A 26,569-nucleotide genomic window follows, 5' to 3' on the forward strand; every position below is an offset into this window, starting at 1 on the left:
CCCCGACCGGGTCCACGTCCGGCTCGCGTCGCTCGCTGGCCCACTTCGTGCTTGGTGCGAGCCGATGAGCGAAGGCGAGGCAAACTGAATGGCGGCGAACGCGCGGCGCTCGAGGCTATCGGGCATCGACCTGTTTTCAGGCATACCGGAGGCAGAACTCGCCCGCCTCGAGGAGGAGCTGACGTTCGCGGGTCTCGCCCGCGGTGACGTTCTGATGCGTCAGGGCGAGCCGACCGACGCGCTCTACATCGTGGTTTCGGGGCGCCTCAGCGTCCACCTCGACGGTCGACCGACACCGATCGCCGAGATCGGTCCGGGCCGGCCGGTCGGCGAAATCGGCTTTCTCTCGGGGCGACCGCGCGTTGCGACCGTCAAGGCGCTGCGCGACAGCCTCGTGCTACGCCTCGACAGGGCGAGCTTCGACCGCCTCCTGGAGCATTCACCGGCGGCCTGGAAGGCTCTCGCCGAGGCGCTCGCCAACCGCCTGATGCGCATGACGACGGGTGAGCCGTACCGTCCGGAAATGCGCCCGCGCACCATTGCGGTCTGCCCGGCGGGTGGCGCGACCTGGCCGCCGGGTGGCCACTTCCTCGAACGGCTCGCCGGTGCGCTCGCCCGCCATGGTCGGGTGCGTCTGCTCACATCGCACGCACTCGGCCCGCTCGGCGACCTGCGCGAGGAGGCGGTCGAACTTGGATGCGATCCCACCCAGCCATCCGATTGGCTGAACACACTCGAGGGCCACTACGCCTTCGTCGTCTATGTGACCGACGCCGATCTGAGCGACTGGTCACGCCGCTGCATCCGCCAGGCCGACGAAGTCCTCTTGGTGGGCAATCTCGGGGGCGGTGTTTCCGCTGGCGCCGCCCCGCTGAATGCCATCGAGCGCTATGTCGCCGAATTGCACGCCCCCGATGCCGTTCGCCTCGTGCTGCGACGGCCGCGCGGTCAGCCGATCGCCGGCACGCGCCACTGGCTCGCAGGCCGCGAGATCGCGCTTCACCACCACGTCGCCGGCGATTCGAGTGCCCATGTCCGGCGCCTCGTGCGCTTCATCTGTGGCGAGGCCGTGGGCCTCGTTGCGAGCGGTGGCGGAGCCTACTGCGCGGCCCAGATCGGCTGCTTCAAGGCCCTCGGCGAAGCCGGCGTGACGGTCGATATGGTCGGCGGTACCAGCGGCGGCAGCGCCATGGCGGTCGCCTTCGCACTCGGCGTTCCGCCCGACGAGATCAATCGCCGGGTCGGCGCCATGTTCGTTGCGGCAAAGGCGCTCGGCCGTCTCAATTGGCCGACCTACGGCCTCCTCGACCACAAGCGCTTCGATGCCGAGCTCGCGGCCGCCTTTGGCTCGGCGCGCATCGAGGACATCGAGGTGCCGTTCTTCGCCGTGGCGACCAACCTCTCGAGTCAAACACCCTACTGTCTGCGGACCGGCCGCGCCTGGGAGGTCGTGCGTGCCAGCAGCGCGATTCCCGGTCTGCTGCCTCCGTTTTTCACGCCTGAAGGCGAGATGCTCGTCGACGGTGCCGTCCTCCAGAACGTTCCCGTCGAGATGGCGCGCGCTCTCAAGCGTGGCCCCAACATCGTGCTCGGGTTCGATGTGCGCCGAACCCGTCGCTACGATGTCGATTACTCTCTCATACCATCGCGCATGGATCTCGTCCTTTCCCTCGTCATGCCGCACCGGCGCCGCCGCCTTCCAGTGCTGCCGAGCGCGACGCAGGTCCTGATGCGCAGTCTCATGATCGCCAGCGAGAACTTCGAGAACAGCCTCGCCGGCGATGATCTTCTCGTCGCGGTGCCGGTCGACCCGGCGATGAGCCTGCTCGATTGGCGGCACCACACGGCGCTGATGCAACTCGGCTACGAGGTCGCCATGCGACGGCTGGAGGAGGCGCGAGGCTCCGACCATCCGGCGGTCGTTTCCTGTTCAGCGCCGCGGAACGAAGAGGAGCGCGAGCTGAGTCCACTCGCCTGAGCCGTGGGGCTACCTTGCGTGCCGGGTCTCGACGAGCGCCTCGAGGAGCAGGCGGTTCGAGCAGAGCCGCTCGCTGAGAGCGCCGATCGCTTCGCCCGCCGTCAGTCCGCGCGCGCGCAGTCGTTGGTATTCCGCGCGAACGCGCTCGATGAACGTCGTGGTGACAAGGTGGCTCATGGCCCACTCCAGGCGCCGCTGTCGCCGCATGGGCGATCGGTCTCCAGCCTAGCAATGGAGCCTTCAGAACCGTTTAAGTCGGTTGCTCGAATGCGCGGCATCGTGCGATCGGTGACGCCGCCGACATGCCGATCCGCCCGTTTCTTCTCCGCCGGCCGCTATGTCGGCTTCCTGTGGATGGAAAGATCGCGGATGGAGGGCTCGCGCCCATTGAGTGGATTGTCCGGATCCCAGCCGATGGAGACGGTATCGAAGCGCGTGCCGCGCGCATCGTAGATGAGCAGGCGGCCGGCGAGGCTCTCGCCGAACCCGACGATTTCCTTCAGCGTCTCGGCGGCCTGCAGCGTTCCCATGACGCCTGCGATCGCCCCGAGCACGCCGACCTCCGCGCAGTTCGCGACCGTGCCGGGCGGTGGAGCTTCGGGGAACAGCGATCGATAGCAGGGGTAGGGATTGCCGTCCGGGCCCGTCTCATGGGACTTGAACGTGGTGAGATAGCCGTCGAATGGTCCGAGCGCTGCGAACACCAGCGTGCGGCGGGCGAGGTAGCAGGCATCGTTGACGAGGTAGCGGGTCGAGAAATTGTCCGAGCCGTCCACCACGATATCGTAGCGCGCAACGAGGTCGAGCGCGTTGTTCGCGGTCAGCCGGAAGGGATGCGGCTCCACCGCCACGTGCGGGTTGATGCGGGCGACGGAGGCCGCCGCGCTCTCGACTTTGGGTGTGCCGACGGCGGCCGTATCGTGCAGCACCTGGCGCTGCAGATTGGAGAGCGACACCGCATCGTCGTCGATCACGCCGATCGTGCCGACTCCCGCCGCCGCCAGATAGAGGATGACGGGCGAGCCGAGCCCGCCCGCCCCGATCACCAGAACGCGCGCGGCCTTGAGCTTCTGCTGGCCGGGCGCACCGACGTCGTGCAGCACGAGATGACGCTTGTAGCGCTGTATCTCCTCCGCGCTCAGCATGGGCCTTTCCTCCTCGGCCTCCCCCTCCCGCCGCACGCCGCCTACCAGAGGCCCGGCACGCTCTCGGGGAACAGCAGGGAGCTGAAATAGCGCTCCGCCGCCGAGGCCGACACGGTGACGATGGTCTTGCCCTCCATGCCGCTGCGCGCCGCGTACTTGAGCGCAGCCGCCACGTTCGCGCCCGTGGAAATTCCTCCGGGAATGCCTTCGAGCCGTGCCAGTTGGCGAGCCGTCTCGAAGGACTCCTCGTTGGAGACCTTGAGCACCTCGTCGACGAGGCTCATGTCGAGCACCGCGGGCTTGAAACCGGCACCGATACCCTGGATCTTGTGCGGCCCCGGATCGCCGCCCGAAAGTACCGGGCTGTCCTGCGGCTCCACCGCGACCACTCGGATCGCCGGATTGCGCTTCTTGAAGACGCGCCCGCAGCCCGTGATGGTGCCGCCGGTCCCGACGCCCGCGATCATGGCATCGAATTTTCCACCCGTGTCGCGCCAGATCTCCTCGGCCGTCGTTTGCTCGTGGATCGCCGGGTTGGCGGGATTGGCGAACTGGCTCGGCTGGACCGCCTTGGGGTCGGCCGCCAGCATCTCGTCGGCCCGCGCGATCGCCCCCTTCATGCCCTTGGCGGCCGGCGTCAGCTCGAGGTTGGCGCCGAGGTGGTGGAACAGCTTGCGCCGCTCGATGGACATCGATTCCGGCATCACGAGCGTGAGCTTGTAGCCCCGCGCCGCCGCAACGAAGGCGAGCCCGATGCCCGTGTTGCCGGAGGTCGGCTCGATCATGTGGCTGTCCGGCCCGAGCTTGCCCGCCGCCTCGAGCGCGTCGATCATCGAGACGCCGATGCGGTCCTTGACGCTCGAGAGCGGATTGAAGAACTCGAGCTTGAGGAGAACGGTCGCCCTCGCCCCGGCCCGCTCGGCAATGCGGTTGAGGCGCACCAGCGGCGTATTGCCGATCGTCTCGGCGATGTTGCCGTAGACCCGGCCATGTCCCCAATCGCTGCGGCCGGCGATGGTCTTGAATTCGAAGCTTTCGCTCATTGTATCGATCCTCTCGGCAATCCGGCCCCGCTGGCGCGGCGGCGATCGTCGAAGCTAGGCCCTTGCGCCGGCCGACACCATTGCCAGCGATGCGTGCCGGGCCCGAAGCGCGAAACGTCATCCCTCGCCGCCACCGCGCCGCCGAACGTCATTCCTGTCCCGTCGAGCCGAAGCCGCCGTCTCCGCGCGCGGTGCCATCGAGCGAGGCGACATCGACGTACGTTGCCTGCCACGTGCGCGCCAGCACGAGCTGGGCGACGCGCATGCCCCGGGTCACGGTGAACGGTCGTGGCCCGTGGTTGACGAGCAGGATGCCGAGTTCGCCGCGATAGTCGCTGTCGATGGTACCGGGTGCGTTGAGCACCGTCACCCCATGCTTGAGCGCGAGCCCCGAGCGCGGTCGCACCTGCACCTCGAAGCCCGATGGGATGGCCAGCCTGAGCCCGGTCGGCACGAGCGCCCATGCCCCCGGCACCAGCACCAGCGGCACGCCCTCCGGCACCGCCGCGCAAACATCGGCACCGGCCGCCCCGCTGGTTGCGAGCCGGGGCAATTCGAGCCCGGCGCCGTGCGGCTCGCGCACCACGGATACGACCACGGTTTCAGTCTCGCGTCCGCCACTCGGACCCGCCGCCGTTCCACTCAACTGCCGCCCTCCGTGCCCTCGTTCGCATCCCCTGACCCCGTGCCACCGTGCGCCGCACCAGCCCCTTCGAGGGCAAGGGCGATCCGGGCCACCAAGCGGCGCGCCACCTCGGACTTGCTTGCCTTCGGCCAGTCCTCGACACCATCAGCCGTGACGATGTGCACCGTGTTTTCGTCGCCACCCATCACGCCCCCGCCGCCTGACGGCACCGAGACGTCGTTGGCGACGATCCAGTCGCAGCCTTTCCTGGCGAGTTTCGCTCTCGCGTGCGCCACCACTTTTTCCGTCTCCGCCGCAAAGCCGACGACGAGGCCCGGCCGGCGCTTGCGGCGGCTGGCGATGGTGCGCAGGATGTCCGGGTTCTCCACGAGCGCCAGCGTCGGAACGCCGCCCGCCTCCTTCTTGAGCTTCTGGCCGGCCGCTCCCTCGACCCGCCAGTCCGCAACCGCGGCAGCGAAGATCGCGACGTCGGCCGGCAGAGTCGCCTCGACCGCCGCCAGCATCTCGCGCGCGCTCTCGACCGCGACGGTTGCAACGCCGGCGAGCGGCGAAAGGCCGGTCGGTCCCGAAACGAGTGTCACCCGTGCGCCCGCGTCGCGCGCCGCCGCCGCGATCGCATGGCCCTGCTTGCCGGAGGAGCGGTTGGCGAGATAGCGCACGGGGTCGATCGCCTCGTGCGTCGGCCCGGTCGTCACCAGCACGTGGCGACCCGCCAGGGGCCGACCGGCCGGCTCGGCGAGCATGCGATGGATCGCCGCGCGGATTTCGTCGGGCTCGGCCATCCGCCCGACCCCCGCCTCACCGCGCTCGGCCATTTCGCCGGCGTGCGGGCCGATGAAGGTGACGCCGTCGTCGATCAGTTGCGCGACGTTGCGCCTGGTTGCCGGATGCGACCACATCCGCGGGTTCATCGCGGGCGCAACGAGGATCGGCTTGTCCGAGGCCAGCATTACCGCGGTTGCGAGATCGTCGGCGAGCCCGTTCGCCATGCGCGCCATGAGATTGGCCGTCGCCGGCGCGACGACGACGAGATCGGCCTCGCGCGAGAGGCGGATGTGGCCGATCTCGCGCTCGTCATCGAGATCGAAGAGGTCGGTCAGAACGCGCTCGTTGCTGAGTGCGCCGACGGTGAGTGGCGTAACGAAGCGCTGCGCTGCCGCCGTCATCACCGTGCGGACCGCGATCCCGTCGTCCCGGAGCCGGCGGATCAACTCGAGGCACTTGTAGGCCGCGATGCCGCCGCCGATGACCAGGAGAACGCGCTTGGCCGTGCTCATGCTCGAACTCCAGGGCCCCTAGTGCGATGACCGAAAACTCCGCTGCATAATCTTCGGCTAGGTTGCGCGGCGGACATCTCGGTCTCGATCACGACACCAGCGCCGCGGTTCAACCTCTGATCTCGCCGCCGGTCGCTTTTTTCACTTCGGCGACGATTTTCCGCCCGATCGCTTCGATCGCCTCGTCGGTCAGGGTCTCGTTGCGCGGCTGCAGCGTCACCTCGATGGCGAGCGACTTGCGGCCCTCGCCGAGTGCCGCGCCCTCGAAGATGTCGAACACCGAGGCGCCCGTGATGAGCCCCTTGTCCGCGCCCATCACGGCCTTCAGCACGTCGCCGGCCGCCACATCCCGTGCCAGCACGAAGGCGAAGTCGCGCTTGACCGGCTGGAGCTGGGCCAGTTCGAGGCGCCCCTTCTCGCGCATTTTCCTCTTGAGACCCGGCAGGTCCTCGAGGCGCAGCTCGAAGGCGACCGCGGGCCCCGAAACGTCCAGTGCCTTGAGCGTTCGCGGATTGATTTCCCCGAATGATCCGAGGACGATTTTAGGCCCCATCTTGAGGACCGCCGACCGCCCGGGATGATACCACGCCGGCGCCTCGCGCACCGCTTGCGCTTTGCCCGCGTCGATGCCGAGCGCCTCGAGCAGCGCGATGAGGTCCGCCTTGGCGTCGTAGAGGTCGACCGGTGCGGCACTCTCGCGCCAGTGCCGCCCGCCACCGGTGAGCCGTGCGCCGCCGACCCTGACGCCGACGACCGCCGTGAACTGCTGATCCTCCCGGTCGCCCTCGTAGATCTGACCGACCTCAAACAGGGCGACGTCCGCGATCGCCCGGTCGCGATTGCGCTGCGCCCCGGTCAGCAGGCCCGCCAGCAGCGATGGCCGCATGGTCGAGAGTTCGCTCGAGATCGGGTTGGCGAGACGGAGCGTTTCCCCTCCGCCGCCGAAGTGTTCAGCTTCGGTCTGGGGAATGAACGACCAGGTGATCGCCTCGACCATGCCGCGCCCGGCGAGCACCCGCCGCGCCGCCCGGACCCGCCGCTGGCGCTCCGTCATGACGGGTCGCGCCACCCCGTCGTTGCCCTTCATCGGCGTCGAGACGACATTGTCGATACCGTGGATGCGGATGACCTCCTCGACGAGGTCGGCCGTCCCCTCGATGTCGGGGCGCCAGCCCGGAGGCGAAACATCGAGCGCGGTGCCTTTGCCGGAGATGCCAAAGCCGAGAGACTTGAGGATCGTTTTGATCTCCGCGTCCGCGAGAGCGATTCCCGTGAGGCGCGCGACCTCGGCCGGATCGAAGCGGATGGCCGGGGCCGGTTGCGGCGCGCGACCCGCGACCGCCACCTCACTCGGCTCCCCCCCACAGAGGTCCATCACCATCCGGGTCGCGATCTCGACGCCGGGCACCGCCGACTGCGGATCGACGCCGCGCTCGAAGCGCGCCCGGGCATCGGAATGGATGGAAAGCGCGCGCCCCGTCGCCGCCGTGCGCACGCGGTCGAACAGCGCCGATTCGATGAGCACGTCGACGGTGCCCTCGGTCACCCCGGTGCTCTCGCCACCCATGATGCCGCCGAGTCCGAGTGCGCCGCTTTCGTCGCCAATGACCGTCATGCCCGGCTTGATCGCGTAGGTCTTGCCGTCGAGCGCGAGGAAGCTTTCACCTGCCTTGCCGAGGCGCGCGCGCACCGCGCCATCGAGCTTTGCGACGTCGTAGACGTGCAATGGCCGCGCGCGGTCGTACGAGACGTAATTGGTGATGTCGACGAGGGCATTGATCGGCCTGAGCCCGACCGCCCGCAGACGCTTCTGCAGCCAGGCGGGTGAGGGTCCGTTCTTGACGCCACGGATCACGCGGCCCGCGAACATCGGGCAGGCGTCCGCCACCTCACTGGCGAGATCGAGCCGGATCTCGACCGGGCAAGGAAAGCGCCCCTTGGCGCCCTCCGAGATGGCCTTTGCGTAAGGGTCCTTCTTGAGCGTGCCGAGGCCGGCCGCCGCCAGATCGCGCGCGATGCCCCGGACCCCGAGGGCATCCGGGCGGTTCGCCGTCACCGCGACATCGAAGACCGGATCGTCGAGCCCGACCACCTCGACGAAGCGCTCGCCGACCCGCGACGCCAGTTGCGGCTCGAGGTCGATGATGCCGTCGTGCTCGTCGGAGAGTTTCAGCTCGCGCTCCGAGCACAGCATGCCCGAGGAATCGACGCCGCGAATGCGCGCCTTCTTCAAGAGCAGATCGGTGCCCGGCACATAGGTGCCCTCGGGCGCGAAAACGCCGACCATGCCGGTGCGCGCATTTGGCGCGCCGCACACCACCTGGATCGGCGCCTTGCCGCCGAAGTCCACCTGACAGACCCGCAGCCGATCCGCGTCGGGGTGGGGCTTGGCCTCCAGCACCCGCGCGATCACGAAAGCGCCGAGGTCCTTGGCCGGGTTCTCGATGCCTTCGACTTCGAGCCCGATGCGGTCCAGGGTCGCGGCGATTTCCGCGACCGACGCGCTCGTCTCGAGGTGGTCCCTGAGCCAGGAGAGCGTGAATTTCATGTGTGCGAGCCTTTATCGTCGGCGCCGAACGGGCGCGCTGTCGCCGGCTTTGTGCAACCCCTGGGCGCCCGAGACAAGAGGTGCCTTCGCTCTCGCCTGGCCCGCCCGCCGGCCCTAGCCCTCGCGCTCGTCCGCCTCTCGCGCGGCAATGCGCAGCAGACCCGTTTCATGCTCGCGCTTTGCCACCGCGATCTTGCGCCAGATCCATGCGAACGAGATGAGGATGCGAAGGAGTGTCAGGGCGTAGAACATGCGAAAGACGAACGCATAGAGGACGAACCAGGTGCTGGATCGGTTCATCGAGAGCGGCGAGAGGCTGAACTCGAAGTGCTCCATCCAGTCGAAGAACGCGCCGCGCGCGACGAGATCGAAGGCGAAAAGCATGATGCCGAAGAGGCTCGCGCGACCCTCCGCGAATAGCACCCGACCGTCCACTGCTTGCAGCATGTAGACGCTGATGCTGAAGACCAGGAAGAAGAACAGCATCAGAACGCCGAAGCCGCGATAGTAGAGCAGCACGCGCTTCAGTACGTTCGCCGAGAAGCTGTAGTCGATGAGCTGCTCGATGTCGCCGTACTTGCGGTCGTGAAAGAAGATGACCGAGACCGCAGCCACGATCATCCCTGCTGAATTGGCGAGCGCGAACCAGACGGCGAAGGTCATCGGCGCAACCGTTCGACAGGAGCCCCTCCGGCTAGCGAGAAAGCCCGCCGGCCAGCGTCGGCACATCGTGACCCAGGAGGCCGAAATGCCGGAGCCAGCGCAGATCGGCCGAGAACATGTCCCTGAGGTCGGGGATGCCGTATTTGAGCATGGCGATGCGGTCGATGCCCATGCCGAAGGCGAAGCCCTGATAGCGTGCCGGATCGTAGCCGACCGCCCTCAGCACGTTCGGATGCACCATGCCGCAACCGAGGATCTCGAGCCACTCACCCGGCTTGCCGACCGCCGCCTTGTCGATGTCGACCTCCATGGAAGGCTCCGTGAAGGGAAAGTGCGAGGCGCGGAAACGCATTTTGACTTCGTCGACCTCGAAGAAGGCCTTGCAGAATTCCTCGAGGCACCACTTGAGGTGACCCATGTGGGTCTCCTCGTCGATCACGAGGCCCTCGATCTGGTGGAACATCGGCGTGTGCGTCTGGTCGCTGTCGGAGCGATAGACGCGTCCGGGGGCGATGATCCGCACGGGCGGCTCCTGCGCCTGCATCGTCCGGATCTGCACGGGGCTGGTATGCGTTCGCAGCAGCTTGCGCGAGCCGTCGGCCGCGGCTGGAAAATAGAACGTGTCCATGTCCTGACGGGCCGGATGCCAGTCGGGCATGTTGAGTTTGTCGAAATTCAGCTCTTCGCTCTCGATGTCGGGGCCCTCGGCAACCGAGAAGCCCATGGCGGCGAAGATCTCCGTGATCTCGTCCCACACCTGGCTGATCGGGTGGATGCGACCGAGCGCCTCGGGCCCGGAGCGCACTGGCAAGGACACGTCCGCGCGCTCGCTGGCGAGCCGCGCCTCGAGTTCGGCCTCCCCGAGAGCGTCTCGCCGGCTGGTGATCGCCTCGGCGACCCGATCCTTGAGGGCGTTGAGGGCCTGGCCCACCTGCCGGCGCTCGTCGGGCGATAGTGAACCGAGGCCCTTCATCAGGTCGCTGATGCGCCCCTTCTTGCCGAGTGCGGAAATGCGCACGGCCTCGAGCGCCTCGAGCGTAGCGGCGGCCGCGACCTCGGCGGTGAGGCTCTCGGCAAGGGCCTCGAGCTTGTCGTCCTCGAGCGTGCTCATGGCTTGCTCCCGCTGGCTTTGAGGGCTCGCGCCCGGTTCACCGGCTGTGACAAGAGGCCCGGCCAGTCGGCCGCGGCAGGATGGGCCCCCGGCCGCGGTCCGTGGTCCAGCCGTGAACGTCGCTCCGCCGAGCGGCGGCGCGCGTTCCGCGGGACCCTGCGCGGTCCGGCGCCGGCCAAACGATCAGGCCGCGGCGGAGCTGCCTGCCGCCGCCTGCGCCTGCTTGACCAGAGCCGCGAACGCGTCCGGCTGGTGCACGGCGAGATCCGCCAGCACCTTGCGGTCGACGGCGATTCCAGCCTTGTTGAGGCCGTCGATGAACCGGCCGTAGGTCAAGCCGAGTTCACGGGTGGCCGCGTTGATGCGCTGAATCCAGAGGGCGCGGAAATTGCGCTTCTTGGTGCGCCGGTCACGATAGGCGTACTGGCCGGCCTTCTCGACCGCCTGATTGGCGGTGCGGAAGGTGTTCTTGCGCCGGCCGTAATAGCCCTTGGCGGCCTTGATGACTTTGCGATGGCGGGCGTGCGTTGTGACGCCGCGTTTCACGCGCGACATGGCTTTGCTCCTTCGAGATGAATTCCGGCGATCGCTCGCCTGGCGGGTCGGATCCGGCTGCGGCCGTCAGCGGTTGTAAGGCATGTATTTCTTGACGATCCGCGCATCCGGATCGCTCAGAACCATCATGCCTCGGGCATCGCGGATGAATTTGTTGGTCCGCTTGATCATGCCGTGCCGCTTGCCGGCCGCAGCGACGCGCACCTTGCCCGTCGCGGTCATCTTGAAGCGCTTTTTCGCGCCGCTCTTGGTCTTGAGCTTGGGCATTTTGCTTCTACTCCGTTGGATCGAGGGGCGGCTGGCGACCCAGTGGCCGCGACCGCAAAGCATTGCGAGCCGACACGGCATGCCCCGCCGGTCGGCTCCAGCCGCCGTGTATAATTCAACTGGTCGCCGGCTTCAACGGCCAAAGCGCCGTCGCAAGGCACATTCAGAGCCCCGATCGCACCCTCAATCGGCCGGGCTTGGCGACGATCGGTCGGTTGTTCTGACGCTCGCGCAAGAGAATGTAGAGACCCGAGCCGACCAGCAGGGTCATCCCGGCGAGCGTCCAGAGATCGGGCCACTCCCGCCAGATGAGCGCGCCCCAGAGCACCGCCCAGGCGAGACCCGTGTATTCGAATGCCGCCACCACGCTCGCCTCGCCTCGCGCATAGGCCTTGGCGAGGAACACCATGCCGACCGCCGAGATGATACCCGTCGAGAGCATCATCAGGAGGTGGTCGAGCGGCGGCCAGACCCAGGCCCGCGTCATGAACTCCAGGCTCGGATGGCTGGTATCGGCCATGCTGCCGTCGCCGAAGGCGATCCCGAGCGCGGCCCCGAGGATGATGTAGGCCGGGCTGGCGTAGACCGCCATGAGGGTGCTGGAATCCTCGCGTCCGAGGAAGCGCGCCATGAGTTGGGCTCCGGCATAAGCCATTGCCGCGACCACCGCAAAGAGCGCGGCCGGCTCGAAGGCACCTGCGCCGGGCCGCATCATGACGAGGACGCCAGCGAAGCCGACGAGAACCCCGAACCATCGGCGCACGCCGACCGGCTCGCGCAGCAATACCGAGGCGAAGATGGTGATGAAGATCGGCGCGGCGAACGCGATCGTGACGGCTTCGGCAAGGGGCATTGCCGCGATAGCCAGATAGTAAGTGGTGTAGGCCGTCAGCATCATCAGCGAGCGCACGAAGTGCAACAGCGGCCGGCGTGTGCTCAGCCTGCGGTCATTTGCGAAGTAGAGCGCAAAGACGATGAGGAGCGGGGCTTGGACCAACGACCTGAGGAGAATGATCTGCCCGACGGGATAGGCCCCGCTCAAGTGCTTGATGACGACGTCCTGCAATGAAAAGGTGGCGATGCCGATCATCAGGTAACCGACTGCCGCGACGTTGGCCCGGCCCTGCTCGGCATGCCGCTTGCCATCGTCCTGGCTGGTGGTGCTCACCTGGGGGGCGGCGGGAGGTGGCTGTGCGCCGGCGCCGCCTGATGTCGCTCTGGCGTCCATCCGCCCCATCCCGATCCAAATCCAACAAAATCGACGTCAGCCCTCTCGCGCCGCGGCGGTCAAGTGGGATGTGAGCATGGCAGATGTCTGACGCCGGGCCTTGCAGGGCGTTGATCCTGCACAGTCCGTTGTGCTGCGAGAGCGATGGCTCCGGCGGTGCCGAAGCGAAAAAGCAAAGGAGCGCCGAGAGGCGCTCCTCGAATTCGTTCGCCCGTATGGTCCGACCGCAAAATCTTCGGCCGGTCGACCTCGGTGCGGTCAGCGCGGCGCCAGCACCATGATCATCTGCCGGCCCTCGAGACGAGGCTCCGACTCGACCTTGGCGCTCTCGCCGAGTTCGTCACGAACCCGGGCGAGCAACTCCATGCCGAGGTTCTGATGCGCCATTTCGCGCCCTCGAAAGCGCAAGGTGACCTTGACCTTGTCCCCGTCCTCGAAGAAGCGCCGGATGTTACGCATCTTGACTTCGTAGTCGTGCGTATCGATGTTCGGACGCATCTTGATTTCTTTTATCTCGACGATCTTTTGCTTCTTCTTGGCTTCGGAAGCCTTCTTCTGGCTTTGATACTTGAATTTTCCGAAGTCCATGATCTTGCAGACCGGCGGGGTCGAATTGGGAGCAATCTCCACCAGATCGAGCCCCGCATCCATGGCACGTTGCAGCGCGGCATCCGTCGCAACGACGCCGACGTTCTGTCCGGTGTCGTCAATCAGCTGCACTTCGCGTGTGCGGATCGAGTCGTTGATACGTGGGCCGTCGGTCTCCCGCTCGGGCTTCATCGGTTTTGGGCGGCGAATTGCTCGGTCTCCTCTGCTGTTTCCTCCACTGCGCTGCCGCGGAACTCGTCGTTGCACCCTGTGCGGCCCGACGCCGCGATCGCGCAGCCGGTAGCGGCCGATCGCATCGGCTGGCCACCGCGCCGACCATGATACTCGCCCGACGCCATTCCTGACAAGGCGAGTGCTGAGGGTTCGACCTCCTGGGGATAGTCTGTGCCCGCCGCGCATCGAGCATTTGCCCGGTTCGTGATGGCGGGCAGCTGGAGGCGTGGCGCCGTGCGTGGCCCGAGCACTGTCGTTGGGGGCGGCACCAGTGGGTGATCAGCTCCCGACGCTCCGTTCGATCCCGGCCGCGAAACCGGCGGCGAGGCGGCTTGCGATCAGCCGGTCGTAGACCTCGAGGGTCGCCACCTGCATGGCGCGAACCGAGAAGCGTGCCGCGACATGCACCCGCGCCCGTTGTCCCATGGCCGCCCGCTCGTCGGCATCGAGCTCGAGGGCCGCCAGGATCGCGGTCGCGAGCCGGTCGGGCGCGAGCGGCGGCACCAGCCAGCCCGTTGCTTCCGCGCTCGACGTCGAGCCGGACCGCACGGTTTCCGGCGGAGCCCCGATGTTGGTCGAGATCACGGGTGTGCCCATGGCCTGCGCTTCGACCGCTGCCCGCCCGAAGGCTTCCGGCTCGTTGGAGGCGACCACCGCGACGTGCGCGAGCGCGAAAGCGGCCGGCATGTCGGTGCAATGCCCGACGAGGAGGATGCGGCCCTCGAGGCCCTCATCGCGGATCATACGTTCGATTTCGGCCCGATAGCTGTCGCGACCCTGTGCGTCGCCGGCCATGATCGCCACGCAGTCCGGCGCGAGTTCGCCGCGTTTCGACAGCAGCCCGAGCGCGGAGACGACTTCGCGATGCCCCTTCCAGCCCGTCAGCCGGGCGGCCTGCAGGATGACCCTCTCGCCACCGACCAGCCCCCATGCGCGCGCGAGTGCCGTGACTCGCGCGCGGTCCACCGCGCTCGGATCGAAGCGCTCGAGATCGACGCCGCGATGGATGACCGTGATGCGTTCGCGCTCGGTGCCGTAGCGCCGCCGCACAAGATCGGCCGTGTAGTTCGAATTGGCGATCACCACGTCGCCTCGGGCCATCACGCTGTTGTAGAGCCGTTTCAGCGGGCCGTTCTCGCCATAGGCGCCGTGGTAGGTCGTCACCAGTGGCACGCCGGCACGCCGCGCCGCCCAGAGCGCGCTCCAGGCCGGAGCGCGGCTGCGCGCGTGCAACAAGGCGACGCCCCGATCGGCGACGAGGCGCGTCAGGGCACTCGCATTACGCCTCAGCATCCATGGGTTCTTGGTGGCGACCGCGAGCCGGATCAATTCGCCCCCGGCGTCGCGCACGTTCTGTTCGAGCCGCCCGCCCTCGCTGACGACCAGTGCCTGCGCGCCCGCGCGTGTCAAAGCGTCGGTGATTTCGATTGCCGAAAGCTCCGCCCCGCCAGTATCGAGGCGCGGAATGATCTGCATGACCGTGATGGGTTTCTTGTTCACTTGGCTCGTCGACCTTTCGGGTGGTGGCCATGCAGGTGGCCGCGGGTGTCGCGGGCACGCGAGAAGCGAGAAGTAGAATGGTCGAAGCGAGCCCGCAATTCCTCGAACTTGCAGGCCGCCCCGGTGGGCCGGTCCGTCGCATCGCCTACCGCGTCCAGTCGGGCAGCGAAGCTCGCCCCGGTCTCGTCTGGATCAATGGCTTTCGCTCGGTCATGACCTCGACCAAGGTGACCGCGCTCGCCGCCTGGGCACGCACGAACGACGTCGGGCTGACGCGGTTCGATGTCTCAGGCGTCGGCGAATCCCCGGGTGAATTCCTGAACGCGACGATCGGCGACTGGCTGGACGAACTCGTTGCGGTCGTCCGCGAGCTGACCAGCGGGCCGCAGGTCCTGGTCGGCTCGAGCATGGGTGGCTGGCTGGCGCTGCTCGCCGTCCGCCGGCTGCGCGCGCATGCTCCCGCGATCGCCGCCCGCATTCGCGGCCTCGTGCTGATCGCACCGGCCTGGGACATGACCGAGCGCCTGATGTGGTCGCGCTTTCCGGCCGAGACTCGCGAAACGCTGCGCGCCGAAGGCGTCTGGTACCGCCCATCGGCCTATGACGATGGCCCCTATCCGCTCGCGTTGCGCCTCATCGAGGAGGGCCGCGATCATCTCATCGCCGGTCGCCCGTTCGTCGCCGGCTGCCCTGTCCGCGTCATCCATGGCATGCGCGATCCCGATGTGCCCTGGCAGGGCTCGCTGGAGTTGGCGGATCTGCTCGCCGACGAGGACGTTCAACTCACGCTCATCAAGGATGGCGAGCACCGTCTCTCGCGACCGCGCGACATAGCCCTTATGCTCGAGGTCATCGCCGGACTGATCGAACCGACCGCGACCCCCGCGCCCGGCCCCTGACGCGGCCGACCGAGCCGCGCTGGCCAGCTCTTCGAGGTGTGGCTCAGCCGCCATTCCCGCCGGCTTGCTCCGCCGCCCAGACCGCCCGCAGCCCCTCGCGATAGGTCGGATAGGCGAGTTCGACCCCCAGGACCGACTTGATCCGCTGGTTCCGCACCCGCTTGCATTCGCCATAGAAGGTGCGCGCCATTTCCGAGAGCTCGGCCTCTTCGAACGGCACCGCCGGCGGCAGCGCGAGCCCGGCGAGCGCGGCGGCGAAGGCCATCACCTCCTGTGGTGCCGCCGGCTCGTCGTCGGTCACGTTGAAGATCGACACCGGGCTTTGCGACGCCATGCCGGCCAGCACGGTTCGCGCGATGTCATCGGCGTGGATCCGGTTGAAGACCTGACCCTTCTTGATGACGAGGCGTTCGCGGCCGCGCCTCAGGCTCTCGATGACGTTGCGGCCGGGCCCGTAGATGCCGGCGAGACGAAAGACCTGGACACGGCAGCCCATTGCTGCGCCGAAATCGAGCCACGCCCGCTCGGCCCGCACCCGCCGGGCACTGCGTTCCGAGGACGGCACCAGTTCGGCCTCCTCGTCGATCCACGCGCCGCCGCGGTCCCCATAGACACCGATGGTCGAGAGATAGCCGATCCACTCGAGCTTCGGCAGCGCCCGGATCGCATCGGCCATGGTGGCGAGCACGGGATCGTCGGGCCCTTCGAGCCCGGGACTCGCCTTGCGCGGATCGGTCGGTGGCACCGAGACGAGCAGATGCGTGATCGAGGGATCGAGCGGCAGGGCACCCGTCCGCCCCGGCTCGAAGACGACCCCCTCGGCCCCCATCGCGCGGATGCGCCCGGTCCCTTCCTCGCTGCGTGAGGTCCCAGTGACGTGCATGCCCGCCGTCATGGCCGCCCGTGCCACGGCTCGCGCCGAAAAGCCGAGCCCGAAAATGAAGAGATGCTGCAAGGCTCGTTGCCCCTCGTGATCGTGCTTGGCGGGCCGGCGCGTCCTCAAGTCGGCGTTGCGCCGGCCCGACCGGCGAGCGCCCGGCGCCAGGCCGCGCGAACCTCCTCGTCCGCTTCGACCGTCATACGTCGCTCCGCCTCGTGCCCGATCTCTGTGCTTTCCGCAATCCGTCCGAGCGCCCAGACCGCCGCGCCGCGAACGACGGGGGAGGTATCGTCGAGCCGGCCTCGCACGGCCTCGAGGAGATCGCGCCGCCCGCTGTTGCCGGCCGCGATGAGCGCGTTCCTGACGAGCCCGGCCCGCCCAGCTCGTTTCACCGGGCTTCCCTGGAACCGTTCCTGGAAGTCCGCCTCGTCGAGCATGATGAGCGCCACGAGCGCCGGCTCCGTCAGCCCCGCGCGTGCATGGAATCGCACCTCGCGCGCCGCCTCGGCGAATTTGTTCCAGGGGCAGACCGCGAGACAGTCGTCGCATCCGAAGACGCGGTTTCCGATCCCCTCGCGCAGCTCGAGCGGAATGTGCCCGCGATGCTCGATGGTGAGATAGGAAACGCAGCGCCGCGCATCGAGCTGGTAGGGGGCTGGAAAGGCGCCGGTCGGGCAGATGTCGAGGCAGCGCCTGCAGCGTCCGCAATGGTCGCGTTCGGGTTCGCTCGCATCGATCTCCGCCGTCGTCAGGATCATGCCGAGGAACAGCCAGGAGCCGTGCCGGCGCGAGACGAGGTTGGTGTGTTTGCCCTGCCAGCCGAGACCGGCCGCCGCCGCCAGCGGCTTTTCCATGAGCGGAGCGGTATCGACGAACACCTTGACCTCGGCACCGGTGCGCTGTGCCAGCCAGCCCGCCAGCCGCTTGAGGGCCTTCTTGAGCACCACGTGGTAGTCCTTGCCCTGCGCGTAGCACGAGATGGCGCCCACTTCGGGTCGCGCCAGCGCTTCGAGGGGATCGCGGCCGGGCGCATAGCTCATGGCACAGGCGATGACGCTTCGCGCCTCGGGCCAGAGCGCGCGCGGATCGCGTCGGCGCTCGGCAGTGGTTGCCATCCACGCCATTTCGCCGTGCCGACCAAGTTCGAGGAAGCTGTCGAGCCGTTCGCCAGCCAGCCCGCTCGATGCCGGCGACGTCACGCCGATAGCATCGAAACCGATTTCGCGCGCCACTTCGCGTAGCGCCTCGATCAGCCGTTCCGGTTTGCCCGCGCTCTCAGAAATCGGGGTCACCATAGTGGCGCGGAGGCGGTGCCGCACCCGGCACGCGCTCGGCGAGGATGCGCCGCATGGAGGGGCGCGACTTGAGCCTCGCATACCAGTCCTGCATGGGGGCATGCGCCGCCCAGTCGATTTCGTTGAGGTAGTCCGCCACCGAGACGTGCGCGGCCGCCGCGAGATCGGCAAAGCTCAGCGCATCGCCCGCGAGCCACTGCCGGTCGCCCAGCAGGAAATCGATGTAACCGAGACTGTAGCCGAGGTTCTGGCGGACGGCCCGCATGGTTTCGACGTCCGGCGCCTCCCCGAACCCGGAACGGAACCGCTTGTAGAGCTTTTCCTCGAGCAGGTGGCGCGTCGCCTCGTCGTTCGTCTTGCGGTGGAACCAGTCGACCAGTTGCCGGCATTCGGCCCGCTCGATGCCCGAGCCCGGAAACAGCGGCACCGGACCACCGTCGACCGGGTGACGCGGCAGCGTATCGCCGAGGTATTCCGAGATCGCATAGGCGCCGACGAGGATCGTTCCCTGGCCCTGGTCCAAGCGCAGCACCGGGAGATTGCCAGCCGGGTTGATGGCGAGGAACGCGGGACGCCATTCCCAGGGCCGCTCCTCGATGAGGTCGACTGCGATCTGCAACTCGTCGAGCGCCAGCCGGATCGAGCGCGAGAACGGGCACAATCGGTAATGGTGCAACTCGTGCATCTCGGGGCCCGGAGCGCTTCGCCAACGACGTGGCCGATTGACCACTTCGATTGTGGCACGATTCGGATATAGATCGCCGTCCGCGCGGCCGTTCCGATCCGTCACAATGCCATGATATCGCGTCTGCCGTCGGCGCTTGCGGTCCGATCGAACCGTGCCCTACGCCAGCCGGGCGTCCGTTGCAGCCAAAGTGACCAGGAATCCAGCCCCCATGTCCCTCGAGCAAATCATCATCATCGCGCTCATCCAGGGCATTACCGAGTTCCTGCCGATTTCTTCCTCCGGCCATTTGCTTCTACTGCCGGCGCTGACGGGGTGGGGCGATCAGGGGCTCGTCACCGATGTCATGGTTCACGTTGGCTCGCTCTTTGCCGTTATCGTCTATTTCTGGCGCGACATACTGAAGTTGCTGGCCGGAGGGCTCGACCTCCTGCGCCTGCGCATGACGCCCTATGGCGCCATCGCGCTCTACATCCTGGTCGCCACGGTTCCGGCGGTCGCTTTCGGCCTTTATCTCAAGGACGCCGGCTATGCCGACTTCTTTCGTTCCGGGAGCGTCGCCATCCAGATCGTTGGCTGGAATGCCATCATCTGGGGGGTGCTCATGTACCTCGCCGACCGCTTCGGCCCGCAATTGCGCGTCATGGAGGATATGCGGATCGCCCCGGCTCTCCTCATCGGCCTGGCCCAGGCGATGGCCCTCATTCCCGGCACCAGCCGCTCCGGAGCGACCATGACGGCTGCCCGCGCGCTCGGCTTCACCCGCGCCGAGGCGGCCCGCTTTTCCTTCCTGCTGGGAATCCCCGCGATTGCCGGTGCAGGGCTCTTTACCGGCATCGAGGCCATGGAGGTTGGGGCTGGCATCCCGGCCGATGCGATCCTCGCCGGTGTCTTGACGTTCTTTTCGGCGCTGGCGGCGATCGCCTTCCTGATGGCGCTCGTCAAGCGTATCAGCTTCCTGCCGTTCGTGCTCTACCGCATCGCCCTCGGCGTGCTGCTGTTGTCGCTCGCCTATGGGGGTTGGCTCACCGCCTGAAGTCGCACGTGGCCGGACGTCCCGACCGGCTCAGGCGCGGTAGCGCGCGAACTGCCCCTTGGGATGGAAGCGCTCGAGATACTCCGGAACCACGGTCTCGATGGCCATAGGCTTGTCGATGCCGAGCCCAGCGAGTGTGCGCCCTTGTGCGAGCGCGTCCGCGCTGACGACGTTGTCGACGGCGAGCAGGCGGACCTGATCCCTGGTGATCGGCGGATTCGGCAGCAGCGACAGCGCCGCCGCTTTCAGCCGCGCGAGCCAGAACGGCACGTTCATCAGCATGCGCTCGCGCCCCGAGTAGGCGAGCACCCGTTCCATGAGCTGGCGAAAGCTGAGGATCTCCGGCCCGCCGATCTCGTAGATCGCGCCCGCCTCTGCCCGACCACCGATGGCGCGGGCAACGGCCAGGGCGAGATCAACGACGTAGACCGGCTGGAAGCGCGTCTTGCCGCCCCCGATCAGCGGCAGCATCGGCGCCAGCCGCGCCATCGCCGCGAACCGGTTGAAGAAATCGTCCTCCGGCCCGAACACGATCGAGGGCCGCAAGATGATGGCGCTCGGCACGAGATCGAGCACCGCTCGCTCGGCCTCCGCCTTGCTGCGTGCGTAGTCGGAGGGGGACGCCGGGTCCGCGCCGATCGCCGAGATGTGAACGAGCCGCTCGATGCCACGATCACGTGTGGCGCTCGCCACGGCGCGGGCTCCCTCGACGTGCACGCTTTGGAAGCTCTGGTCGCCCCGTTCGTTCAGGATGGCGACGAGATTGACGACGGCTCTCGCCCCGGCGACGGCGCGCGCGACACTCTCGGGAAAGCGCACATTGGCTTGGACGGCGTGGATCTGGCCGGGTGTGCCCATGGGTTGGAGATGGCCAGCGAGGTCCGGTCGGCGCACGGCGACGCGAACCCGGTAGCCCCCCCTCGCCAACGCCCGCACCACATGCCGCCCGACGAACCCCGAGCCGCCGAAAACCGTGACCAGATCACCTTGCTGCATTCGACCTTGCCCACCCTGGCTGCGTCCGGCGCACCGCCCGCGGCGCCTCGCCTTCGAGATATACATCCGGGCCGGCAAAGTGAAGCATCACCGCCCGACGCTATCGGCTCGGGTGCATACCGCGGGCGAGCCCGCCCGTATTCGCACGCCCCGCCACGATCCAGAATTGACTTTCGCTCGGCTCCCGACTAACCCAGCCGCTCGTGCCCAGGTGGCGGAATTGGTAGACGCGCTGGCTTCAGGTGCCAGTTGCCGCAAGGCAGTGGAAGTTCGAGTCTTCTCCTGGGCACCAAGTGTCGGCGTGGAACCGGCTGGTGCCGGCCGATGCCGCGTCGGCCCGCTGCAATTGGGGGTTCCGCCCTCCTGTGATGGGCGGCTGGCGTACACCGCACCCCGCGATGGACCTTCCAGAAGGCGAGGCGCGATGACGGCCCGGGTTTACAAGCACGACCTTCCCGAGCACGTGACCTTTGCGGGTGCCGTCGCCATCGACACCGAGACGATGGGCCTCGTCCCGGCGCGGGACCGCCTCTGCCTGGTCCAGCTTTCGGGCGGCGATGGGCGGGCCATCGCGGTGCAGATCGCCCGCGGTCAGAGCGAGGCGCCGAGGCTCGCGGCTCTGCTGGCCGATCCCTCCATCACCAAGATCTTCCATTTCGCCCGCTTCGACATGGCGATCCTCTATCGCACGTTCGGTGTCATGCCGGCCCCGGTCTATTGCACCAAGATTGCTTCGCGCCTCGCGCGCACCTACACCGATCGCCACGGCCTCAAGGATCTCGCTCGCGAGCTGCTCGATGTCGACATGTCGAAGGTCCAGCAGAGTTCGGACTGGGGGCGCGACGACCTCAGCGACGAACAGCGCGCCTATGCGGCAACCGACGTGCTCCATCTGCACGCCCTTCGTGAACGGCTCGACGCGATGCTCGAGCGCGAGCAGCGCGCGGCGCTCGCCGAGGCGTGCTTCGGTTTCCTCGCGACCCGCGTCGAACTCGACCTCGCTGGCTGGCCGGGTGAGGATATTTTCGCCCACTGATTTGGTAGTGGGCGGCCCCCGGAGTGGCTTTCGCGGTTGCCGGGCGCGATCCAAATTCGGACCAAGTGCCCGGGCATAGAAGTCCGGTCGATTCCTTTTCGGGCTGCTCGGTGATGACCATTTCGGCGACAATGGAGCGACGCTGGCCGGGGCGTCGCCCGTTCAGCGGTCGCGGCGATGGGCCTTTGCCGCCCGCGCCCGATAGGCTTACCGTGGCGCTGGCTGCAGCGCACCGTCATTCGCGCCTCGTCCACGTGCTGCGCCGTGCCCTGCCCGGCGTCGCCGTGCTCGCCTTCCTCAGTTACTTCGCATTCGCGAGCCTGGGCTTCACCAGCGGCAACCTCACGGCACGAATAGCCGGCGTGCAGCTCAGTAGCGACCGTCTGACGATGATCAATCCGCAACTCGAGGGCGTCACGGACGAAGGGGGCAGCTACACCGTGCGCGCCGAGCGCGCCATCCAGAACCTCGCCGTGCCCGACGTCATCGAACTCGAGCGGATCGATGCGCGGATGACCGAGGCGGACGGCGGCTGGATGACGCTGCAGGCGACGGCCGGCACCTTCAATACCAAGAAGGAGCGCCTCGACATGCGCGACGGGATCACGATCGGCAACGACGAGGGCATGCGCGGCACGATGGAACGGGCCGAAGTGCTGATGCGCTTCGAAATGGTCAGGACCGACCGGCCCGTGCACTTCGAAATGTTGAACGGGGACGTAGCCGCTCAGAGAATGACGATTCGGGGAAAAGACCGTACGATCAGTTTTCTCGGACGCGTCAAGGTGAACATCCGCAAGCGTCCGGAGGCGAGCCCGACCGGCGCCGCGCCCGCGGCGGCCGCTGTGGTGTCGACGAACGGAGGCTGAGAATGTTCTTTGAGCCGAGCGCCAGGAACGCCGGTCCGCATTGCTGCGACAGGGCGCGCAGGAACCGTGGCAGGTCATTCGGAGCGGAGCGGGGGCGGCTGCCGGCTGTCTTGGCCCTTGCCGCCGCTCTCGTACTGGCTGTCGCCCCGGCCGCTGCCCAGCAGCTCGCCAACAGTTTCGGCGGGTTCGCCGCAGACCAGAACGCGCCGATCGCCATCGAGGCGAACCGGCTCGACGTGAACGACGCCGCCAAGACCGCCGTCTTCACGGGCAACGTGCTGGCCAAGCAGGGTGAATTCTCGATCCGCTCGAGCACGCTCACGGTGTACTATTCGGACCAGCCGAGCCCAGGCGCCGGTCAGGTCGCCACCGCCGGTCCGGCCGCCGGCACGAACGTCACCCGCATCGTGGCCAGTGGCAAGGTTCTCGTCTCGAACGGGCCGGACAACACGGCCACGGGTGACGAGGCCGATTTCGACGTCGCCGCCCAGAAGATCGTGATCTCCGGCGACGTGGTTCTCAGCCAGGCGACCAACGTCCTGCGTGGCAAATCACTCGAGATCGACCTCGTCAGTGGCCTCAGCCAGCTCAAGGGTGGTCGGATCAGCGGCCTCTTTACGCGAACCAGCAAGCCGGCCGGTCAAACCAGCGGGGCGACGGGTGGGCAATAGCGGTTCGGGTCAGTCCTGGTCGGGGCGCTTCAAGGGATTAGGCCGCGTCCTTTCGGCGGCCGGCCGCGAGCGGGAGGGGCGTCGGAACGCGCCAGACGCGCCCGCGACCGGCTCCTCGAACGCGTACGCTCCGCCCCGGCTCGATGGCAGCGTGCGCGCGCACGCTCCGGCGCCCGTCCGCCCGCCGCAGCTGGCGCGCGGCGGCGCCATGGTGCAGGCTCCTCAGGCCCGCCGCGAGGCAACGGCCGCCAACCAAATGACCCGACCGGTCGCGGGCGAGGGTTGGCTGACCGTGCAGGACGTCAAGAAGGCCTATAAGCGCCGCCAGGTCGTGCAAGGCGTCAGCATCGACGTCGGGCGCGGCGAGTCGGTAGGGCTGCTCGGCCCCAATGGCGCGGGCAAGACGACTGTCTTCTACATGCCCACCGGCCTCGTTTCCCCGGACGAGGGAAGCGTGCTGATCGACGGTCAGGACATCACCCGCTACCCGATGTACCGTCGCGCCCGCCTCGGCATCGGCTATCTGCCGCAGGAAGCCTCCATCTTCCGGGGGCTCACCGTCGAAGAGAACATCATGGCGGTGCTCGAGATCGCCGAGCCGGATCGCCGCCGCCGCGCCGAGCGGCTCGAACAACTGCTCGCCGAATTCAAGATCGAAGCCCGCCGAAAGAGCCCGTCGATCGCCCTGTCCGGCGGCGAGCGCAGGCGTTGCGAGATCGCCCGCGCCCTCGCGTCCAATCCGTCCTTCATGCTTCTGGACGAACCATTCGCCGGCATCGACCCGATCGCCATCGGCGACATCCGCTCTCTCGTGCGCCAATTGACCGGGCGCGGCATCGGCGTTCTGATAACCGACCACAACGTTCGTGAGACGCTCGAACTCATCGACCGCGCCTACATCATCCACGAGGGTCGCGTGCTGGCCGCCGGCACCCCCGATGAAATCGTGAGTAATCCCGATGTCCGTCGGGTCTATCTCGGCGACATGTTCGATTAAGGCTCGCGAAAGCCTACTCCTGTATGCCTCATCGGCGTGGGGACGGTGAAGGTACCGAGTAATGTCGCTTTCCGCCAAACTCGAGCTGCGCCAGAGCCAAACGCTGGTGATGACGCCGCAACTGCAGCAGGCGATAAAGCTGTTGCAGCTATCGAACCTCGAGCTGGCGGCCTTCGTCGAGGCCGAACTCGAGCGCAATCCGATCCTCGAGCGCGTCGAGGGCGATGGCGATCGCTTCGAGGCCCCGGCCGCCGAGCCGGCGCGGGAGGTCGAGTCCGCTACGTCCTTGCCCGGCGAGGTGGCTTCGACCGACGAGTGGGCCAGCAACGCCCCTGGAGAGGCCGTCCAGGCCCTCGACGCGGACTATGCCAGCATCGATCCGGAGGCCTCGTTCGCCGAACTCGCCGCGCCCGGCCTCTCGAGCTGGGGGACCGGCAAGTCCGGTTCCGGCGGGATGGTTGGCGACGACTACGACCTCGAGGGCTTCGTGTCCGAGGCGCGAACCCTGGCCGACCACCTCCACGATCAGCTCGCCGCCACGATTCGCGACCCGATCGACAGGCTGATCGGCGAGCATCTGATCGACATGGTGGACGAGGCCGGCTACTTGCGCGGCGGCCTCTCCGAGGTCGCCGACCAGCTCGGCGTGCCGCTCGCCCGCATCGAGCGGGTTCTCGCCATGATTCAGCGCTTCGACCCAGCCGGCGTCGCGGCCCGCAGCGTCGTCGAGTGCCTCACCATCCAGCTTCGCGAGCGCAATCGCTACGATCCACTCATCGCCAGTGTGCTCGACAACCTGCACCTGCTCGCGTCGCACGATTTCGCCAGTCTGCGCCGGGCCTGCCGGTTGAACCAGGAGGATCTGGCCGACATCATCCAGGAAATCCGTGGCCTCGACGCCAAACCCGGCCTGCGGTTCGGCAGCGTCAGTGTCCAACCGGTCGTCCCCGATGTGCTCGTGCGCGCCCGTCAGGACGGTTCATGGCTGGTGGAACTGAATGGCGAGACACTGCCCAAAGTGCTCGTCAACCAGAGCTATTTCGCGAGCGTGAGCCGGGGTGTGCGAAACGAGGACGATCGTTCCTACCTGACGGGTTGCCTGCAGACCGCGAGCTGGCTCGTCAAGAGCCTCGACCAGCGGGCACGCACCATTCTCAAGGTGTCCGAGGAGATCGTGCGCCAGCAGGATGCGTTTCTGACCTACGGCGTCGAACACCTTCGCCCCCTCAATCTGCGCACCATTGCCGACGCGATCCAGATGCACGAATCGACCGTCAGCCGGGTGACCTCGAACAAGTACATGGCGACCCCCCGGGGCATCTTCGAGTTGAAATACTTCTTCACGTCGGCGATTTCGTCGGCCGGCGACGGCGAGGCGCTCTCCTCGGAATCGGTACGCCACCGCATCCGCCAGTTGATCGACGCCGAGACCGCCGAGAACGTTCTTTCCGACGACAAGATCGTCGAACTCCTTCGCGACGGGGGCATCGACATCGCTCGCCGCACGGTCGCCAAATACCGGGAAGGCATGAGCATTCCATCCTCGGTGCAGCGCCGCCGGATGAAGCGCATCACGGAGCGGACCACGCGCCTCGCCTCTTGAGGCCGTCCCGGTGGGCGCGGGTGGCAGGCAAGCCCCGCGCGGCTTGATTTGACAGCCTGCCGTGGGTTGGCTATCGCAGATTTGCGGGGGGTCTTCGTCGAGCGCGAGCGCTCCTTCGCGTGACGTCGGCGTTCTCCCCCACCGGTTCGTGACAATGTGGAGCGGGGCCGAGAGCCAGCCGAGTAGCTTCCGACGATTAGTCAATTGGATCCGAGCATGCCGCTACAGGTTACCGGCACCAACCTCGACGTTGGCGCGGCCCTCAGGGAGTACGCGACCGACCGCGTCGAATCGGCCATCGCGAAATACGTCGATGGCGCGATTTCGGGTCATGTCCGCGTCGAACGTACGCGGATCGGCTTTGCGACCCGCTGCTCGGTGCAGCTTTCCTGGGGCCTGATCCTGCAGTCGGAGGGTGAAGCGAGCGATGCTCATGCCAGCGTCGACGAAGCTGTCGAGCGGCTGGACAAGCGGATGCGCCGCCACAAGCGCCGTCTGGTCGGGCGTCACCATGCTGCCCCAAAGCCTGGACAGGTTGGCTCCCAGCAAGCCGTGGACTACGTGCTCAAGGCCGAGCCGGAAGCGGACAACGAGCCGGCTGCGGTCGAGGCCGGCCCCGCGATCATCGCCGAGGTGCAGACACTGGTGATCACGCATTCCGTCAGCGACGCCGTGATGGCACTCGAGCTCGGCGAGGCCCCTTGCCTCGTTTTTCGCAATGCCGCAACGGATCGCCTGAACGTGGTCTACCGCCGGGCCGACGGGAACATCGGTTGGATCGACCCGAAATAGATCAAACAGTTGAGACCCTTGATCTTT

25 protein-coding genes and 1 tRNA gene are annotated in these 26,569 nt (G+C 67.4%); 10 read left to right on the forward strand and 16 right to left on the reverse strand.

Translation table 11 applies throughout. The annotated features are described in order from the left end of the window. The first annotated feature begins 88 nt into the window (after nt 1-88). Complete coding sequence (locus GC150_10820; GenBank protein MBI1385393.1) at nt 89-1,978, forward strand: cyclic nucleotide-binding domain-containing protein; 1,890 nt, start codon at nt 89-91, stop codon at nt 1,976-1,978. A 335-nt stretch (nt 1,979-2,313) separates the two neighbouring features. Here the strand turns inward: GC150_10820 and moeB are convergent, their stop codons facing one another. From moeB to GC150_10880, 12 genes are all read right to left on the reverse strand, one after another. Next, on the reverse strand, nt 2,314-3,123 hold the full coding sequence (gene moeB / locus GC150_10825; GenBank protein ID MBI1385394.1) for a molybdopterin-synthase adenylyltransferase MoeB: 810 nt from the start codon (nt 3,121-3,123) through the stop codon (nt 2,314-2,316). A gap of 41 nt (nt 3,124-3,164) precedes the next feature. Then, complete coding sequence (cysK, locus tag GC150_10830) at nt 3,165-4,166, reverse strand: cysteine synthase A (protein ID MBI1385395.1); 1,002 nt, start codon at nt 4,164-4,166, stop codon at nt 3,165-3,167. A gap of 148 nt (nt 4,167-4,314) precedes the next feature. Next, a complete protein-coding gene (locus GC150_10835; protein ID MBI1385396.1) occupies nt 4,315-4,812 on the reverse strand; it encodes a dUTP diphosphatase in 498 nt (165 codons plus the stop codon). Continuing rightward, nucleotides 4,809-6,089: a bifunctional phosphopantothenoylcysteine decarboxylase/phosphopantothenate--cysteine ligase CoaBC gene (coaBC, locus tag GC150_10840; GenBank protein MBI1385397.1), complete on the reverse strand. Its 1,281-nt coding sequence runs from the start codon at nt 6,087-6,089 to the stop codon at nt 4,809-4,811. Before coaBC ends, GC150_10835 begins: the two co-directional genes overlap by 4 nt. 109 nt (nt 6,090-6,198) lie before the next feature. After that, nucleotides 6,199-8,637: a phenylalanine--tRNA ligase subunit beta gene (locus GC150_10845; GenBank protein ID MBI1385398.1), complete on the reverse strand. Its 2,439-nt coding sequence runs from the start codon at nt 8,635-8,637 to the stop codon at nt 6,199-6,201. A 114-nt stretch (nt 8,638-8,751) separates the two neighbouring features. Then, nucleotides 8,752-9,300 (reverse strand): hypothetical protein, encoded by a 549-nt coding sequence (locus GC150_10850; GenBank protein MBI1385399.1) that lies wholly within the window; start codon nt 9,298-9,300, stop codon nt 8,752-8,754. Between the two features lie 31 nt (nt 9,301-9,331). Then, entirely contained in the window at nt 9,332-10,411 is a 1,080-nt protein-coding gene (gene pheS / locus GC150_10855) for a phenylalanine--tRNA ligase subunit alpha (protein ID MBI1385400.1), read from the reverse strand. 183 nt (nt 10,412-10,594) lie between these two features. Next, nucleotides 10,595-10,966: a 50S ribosomal protein L20 gene (rplT, locus tag GC150_10860; protein MBI1385401.1), complete on the reverse strand. Its 372-nt coding sequence runs from the start codon at nt 10,964-10,966 to the stop codon at nt 10,595-10,597. Nucleotides 10,967-11,032: 66 nt separating this feature from the next. Beyond that, the gene (gene rpmI, locus GC150_10865) at nt 11,033-11,233 is read right to left on the reverse strand and encodes a 50S ribosomal protein L35 (protein MBI1385402.1); all 201 of its coding nucleotides are present in this window, start codon (nt 11,231-11,233) and stop codon (nt 11,033-11,035) included. Nucleotides 11,234-11,396: 163 nt separating this feature from the next. Next, the gene (locus GC150_10870) at nt 11,397-12,470 is read right to left on the reverse strand and encodes an EamA family transporter (protein MBI1385403.1); all 1,074 of its coding nucleotides are present in this window, start codon (nt 12,468-12,470) and stop codon (nt 11,397-11,399) included. A 249-nt stretch (nt 12,471-12,719) separates the two neighbouring features. Further along, the gene (locus GC150_10875) at nt 12,720-13,241 is read right to left on the reverse strand and encodes a translation initiation factor IF-3 (protein ID MBI1385404.1); all 522 of its coding nucleotides are present in this window, start codon (nt 13,239-13,241) and stop codon (nt 12,720-12,722) included. 321 nt (nt 13,242-13,562) lie between these two features. Next, nucleotides 13,563-14,759 (reverse strand): glycosyltransferase, encoded by a 1,197-nt coding sequence (locus tag GC150_10880; protein ID MBI1385405.1) that lies wholly within the window; start codon nt 14,757-14,759, stop codon nt 13,563-13,565. A 101-nt stretch (nt 14,760-14,860) separates the two neighbouring features. Between GC150_10880 and GC150_10885 the strand changes: the two genes are divergently transcribed. Next, nucleotides 14,861-15,682, forward strand: coding sequence for an alpha/beta fold hydrolase (locus GC150_10885; protein MBI1385406.1), 822 nt, complete (start codon nt 14,861-14,863; stop codon nt 15,680-15,682). Between the two features lie 43 nt (nt 15,683-15,725). On the opposite strand, the gene GC150_10890 is transcribed toward GC150_10885, so the two are convergent. From GC150_10890 to GC150_10900, 3 genes are all read right to left on the reverse strand, one after another. Next, nucleotides 15,726-16,577 (reverse strand): NAD(P)-dependent oxidoreductase, encoded by an 852-nt coding sequence (locus GC150_10890; GenBank protein MBI1385407.1) that lies wholly within the window; start codon nt 16,575-16,577, stop codon nt 15,726-15,728. A 104-nt stretch (nt 16,578-16,681) separates the two neighbouring features. Next, nucleotides 16,682-17,857: a tRNA epoxyqueuosine(34) reductase QueG gene (queG, locus tag GC150_10895; protein MBI1385408.1), complete on the reverse strand. Its 1,176-nt coding sequence runs from the start codon at nt 17,855-17,857 to the stop codon at nt 16,682-16,684. Next, on the reverse strand, nt 17,838-18,542 hold the full coding sequence (locus tag GC150_10900) for a glutathione S-transferase family protein (GenBank protein ID MBI1385409.1): 705 nt from the start codon (nt 18,540-18,542) through the stop codon (nt 17,838-17,840). The genes queG and GC150_10900 overlap by 20 nt, the downstream gene beginning before the upstream one ends. Nucleotides 18,543-18,753: 211 nt before the next feature. On the opposite strand from GC150_10900, the gene GC150_10905 reads away from it, so the two are divergent. Further along, nucleotides 18,754-19,578 carry an undecaprenyl-diphosphatase gene (locus GC150_10905; GenBank protein MBI1385410.1) on the forward strand — a complete coding sequence of 275 codons (825 nt, stop codon included), beginning with the start codon at nt 18,754-18,756 and terminating at the stop codon, nt 19,576-19,578. 30 nt (nt 19,579-19,608) lie between these two features. Here the strand turns inward: GC150_10905 and GC150_10910 are convergent, their stop codons facing one another. Beyond that, entirely contained in the window at nt 19,609-20,574 is a 966-nt protein-coding gene (locus GC150_10910; protein MBI1385411.1) for an NAD-dependent epimerase/dehydratase family protein, read from the reverse strand. Nucleotides 20,575-20,779: 205 nt separating this feature from the next. On the opposite strand from GC150_10910, the gene GC150_10915 reads away from it, so the two are divergent. The 7 genes from GC150_10915 to raiA all read left to right on the forward strand — a co-directional run bounded on the left by GC150_10915 (nt 20,780) and on the right by raiA (nt 26,542). Beyond that, nucleotides 20,780-20,866: transfer RNA gene (locus GC150_10915), tRNA-Leu, on the forward strand. A 132-nt stretch (nt 20,867-20,998) separates the two neighbouring features. Continuing rightward, a complete protein-coding gene (locus tag GC150_10920) occupies nt 20,999-21,610 on the forward strand; it encodes a ribonuclease D (protein MBI1385412.1) in 612 nt (203 codons plus the stop codon). 113 nt (nt 21,611-21,723) lie between these two features. Further along, nucleotides 21,724-22,479: an LPS export ABC transporter periplasmic protein LptC gene (gene lptC / locus GC150_10925; GenBank protein MBI1385413.1), complete on the forward strand. Its 756-nt coding sequence runs from the start codon at nt 21,724-21,726 to the stop codon at nt 22,477-22,479. 2 nt (nt 22,480-22,481) lie between these two features. Beyond that, nucleotides 22,482-23,150 (forward strand): hypothetical protein, encoded by a 669-nt coding sequence (locus tag GC150_10930; GenBank protein ID MBI1385414.1) that lies wholly within the window; start codon nt 22,482-22,484, stop codon nt 23,148-23,150. 208 nt (nt 23,151-23,358) lie between these two features. Then, on the forward strand, nt 23,359-24,147 hold the full coding sequence (lptB, locus tag GC150_10935; protein MBI1385415.1) for an LPS export ABC transporter ATP-binding protein: 789 nt from the start codon (nt 23,359-23,361) through the stop codon (nt 24,145-24,147). 61 nt (nt 24,148-24,208) lie between these two features. After that, nucleotides 24,209-25,750 carry an RNA polymerase factor sigma-54 gene (rpoN, locus tag GC150_10940; GenBank protein ID MBI1385416.1) on the forward strand — a complete coding sequence of 514 codons (1,542 nt, stop codon included), beginning with the start codon at nt 24,209-24,211 and terminating at the stop codon, nt 25,748-25,750. Between the two features lie 216 nt (nt 25,751-25,966). Continuing rightward, a complete protein-coding gene (gene raiA, locus GC150_10945; GenBank protein ID MBI1385417.1) occupies nt 25,967-26,542 on the forward strand; it encodes a ribosome-associated translation inhibitor RaiA in 576 nt (191 codons plus the stop codon). Nucleotides 26,543-26,569 lie beyond the last annotated feature (27 nt).

The organism is Hyphomicrobiales bacterium (assembly GCA_016125495.1).
Taxonomy (GTDB): Bacteria; Pseudomonadota; Alphaproteobacteria; order Rhizobiales; family RI-29; genus RI-29.

What these genes read in the sequence shown, in the direction of transcription:
- GC150_10820 (MBI1385393.1), top strand. Translation starts at nt 89, where the DNA reads ATGGCGGCGAACGCGCGGCGCTCGAGGCTATCGGGCATCGACCTGTTT.
- moeB (MBI1385394.1), bottom strand. Translation starts at nt 3,123, where the DNA reads ATGCTGAGCGCGGAGGAGATACAGCGCTACAAGCGTCATCTCGTGCTG.
- cysK (MBI1385395.1), bottom strand. Translation starts at nt 4,166, where the DNA reads ATGAGCGAAAGCTTCGAATTCAAGACCATCGCCGGCCGCAGCGATTGG.
- coaBC (MBI1385397.1), bottom strand. Translation starts at nt 6,089, where the DNA reads ATGAGCACGGCCAAGCGCGTTCTCCTGGTCATCGGCGGCGGCATCGCG.
- GC150_10845 (MBI1385398.1), bottom strand. Translation starts at nt 8,637, where the DNA reads ATGAAATTCACGCTCTCCTGGCTCAGGGACCACCTCGAGACGAGCGCG.
- GC150_10850 (MBI1385399.1), bottom strand. Translation starts at nt 9,300, where the DNA reads ATGACCTTCGCCGTCTGGTTCGCGCTCGCCAATTCAGCAGGGATGATC.
- pheS (MBI1385400.1), bottom strand. Translation starts at nt 10,411, where the DNA reads ATGAGCACGCTCGAGGACGACAAGCTCGAGGCCCTTGCCGAGAGCCTC.
- rplT (MBI1385401.1), bottom strand. Translation starts at nt 10,966, where the DNA reads ATGTCGCGCGTGAAACGCGGCGTCACAACGCACGCCCGCCATCGCAAA.
- rpmI (MBI1385402.1), bottom strand. Translation starts at nt 11,233, where the DNA reads ATGCCCAAGCTCAAGACCAAGAGCGGCGCGAAAAAGCGCTTCAAGATG.
- GC150_10870 (MBI1385403.1), bottom strand. Translation starts at nt 12,470, where the DNA reads ATGGGGCGGATGGACGCCAGAGCGACATCAGGCGGCGCCGGCGCACAG.
- GC150_10875 (MBI1385404.1), bottom strand. Translation starts at nt 13,241, where the DNA reads ATGAAGCCCGAGCGGGAGACCGACGGCCCACGTATCAACGACTCGATC.
- GC150_10880 (MBI1385405.1), bottom strand. Translation starts at nt 14,759, where the DNA reads ATGCAGATCATTCCGCGCCTCGATACTGGCGGGGCGGAGCTTTCGGCA.
- GC150_10885 (MBI1385406.1), top strand. Translation starts at nt 14,861, where the DNA reads ATGGTCGAAGCGAGCCCGCAATTCCTCGAACTTGCAGGCCGCCCCGGT.
- GC150_10890 (MBI1385407.1), bottom strand. Translation starts at nt 16,577, where the DNA reads ATGACGGCGGGCATGCACGTCACTGGGACCTCACGCAGCGAGGAAGGG.
- queG (MBI1385408.1), bottom strand. Translation starts at nt 17,857, where the DNA reads ATGGTGACCCCGATTTCTGAGAGCGCGGGCAAACCGGAACGGCTGATC.
- GC150_10900 (MBI1385409.1), bottom strand. Translation starts at nt 18,542, where the DNA reads ATGCACGAGTTGCACCATTACCGATTGTGCCCGTTCTCGCGCTCGATC.
- GC150_10905 (MBI1385410.1), top strand. Translation starts at nt 18,754, where the DNA reads ATGTCCCTCGAGCAAATCATCATCATCGCGCTCATCCAGGGCATTACC.
- GC150_10910 (MBI1385411.1), bottom strand. Translation starts at nt 20,574, where the DNA reads ATGCAGCAAGGTGATCTGGTCACGGTTTTCGGCGGCTCGGGGTTCGTC.
- GC150_10920 (MBI1385412.1), top strand. Translation starts at nt 20,999, where the DNA reads ATGACGGCCCGGGTTTACAAGCACGACCTTCCCGAGCACGTGACCTTT.
- lptC (MBI1385413.1), top strand. Translation starts at nt 21,724, where the DNA reads ATGACCATTTCGGCGACAATGGAGCGACGCTGGCCGGGGCGTCGCCCG.
- GC150_10930 (MBI1385414.1), top strand. Translation starts at nt 22,482, where the DNA reads ATGTTCTTTGAGCCGAGCGCCAGGAACGCCGGTCCGCATTGCTGCGAC.
- lptB (MBI1385415.1), top strand. Translation starts at nt 23,359, where the DNA reads ATGGTGCAGGCTCCTCAGGCCCGCCGCGAGGCAACGGCCGCCAACCAA.
- rpoN (MBI1385416.1), top strand. Translation starts at nt 24,209, where the DNA reads ATGTCGCTTTCCGCCAAACTCGAGCTGCGCCAGAGCCAAACGCTGGTG.
- raiA (MBI1385417.1), top strand. Translation starts at nt 25,967, where the DNA reads ATGCCGCTACAGGTTACCGGCACCAACCTCGACGTTGGCGCGGCCCTC.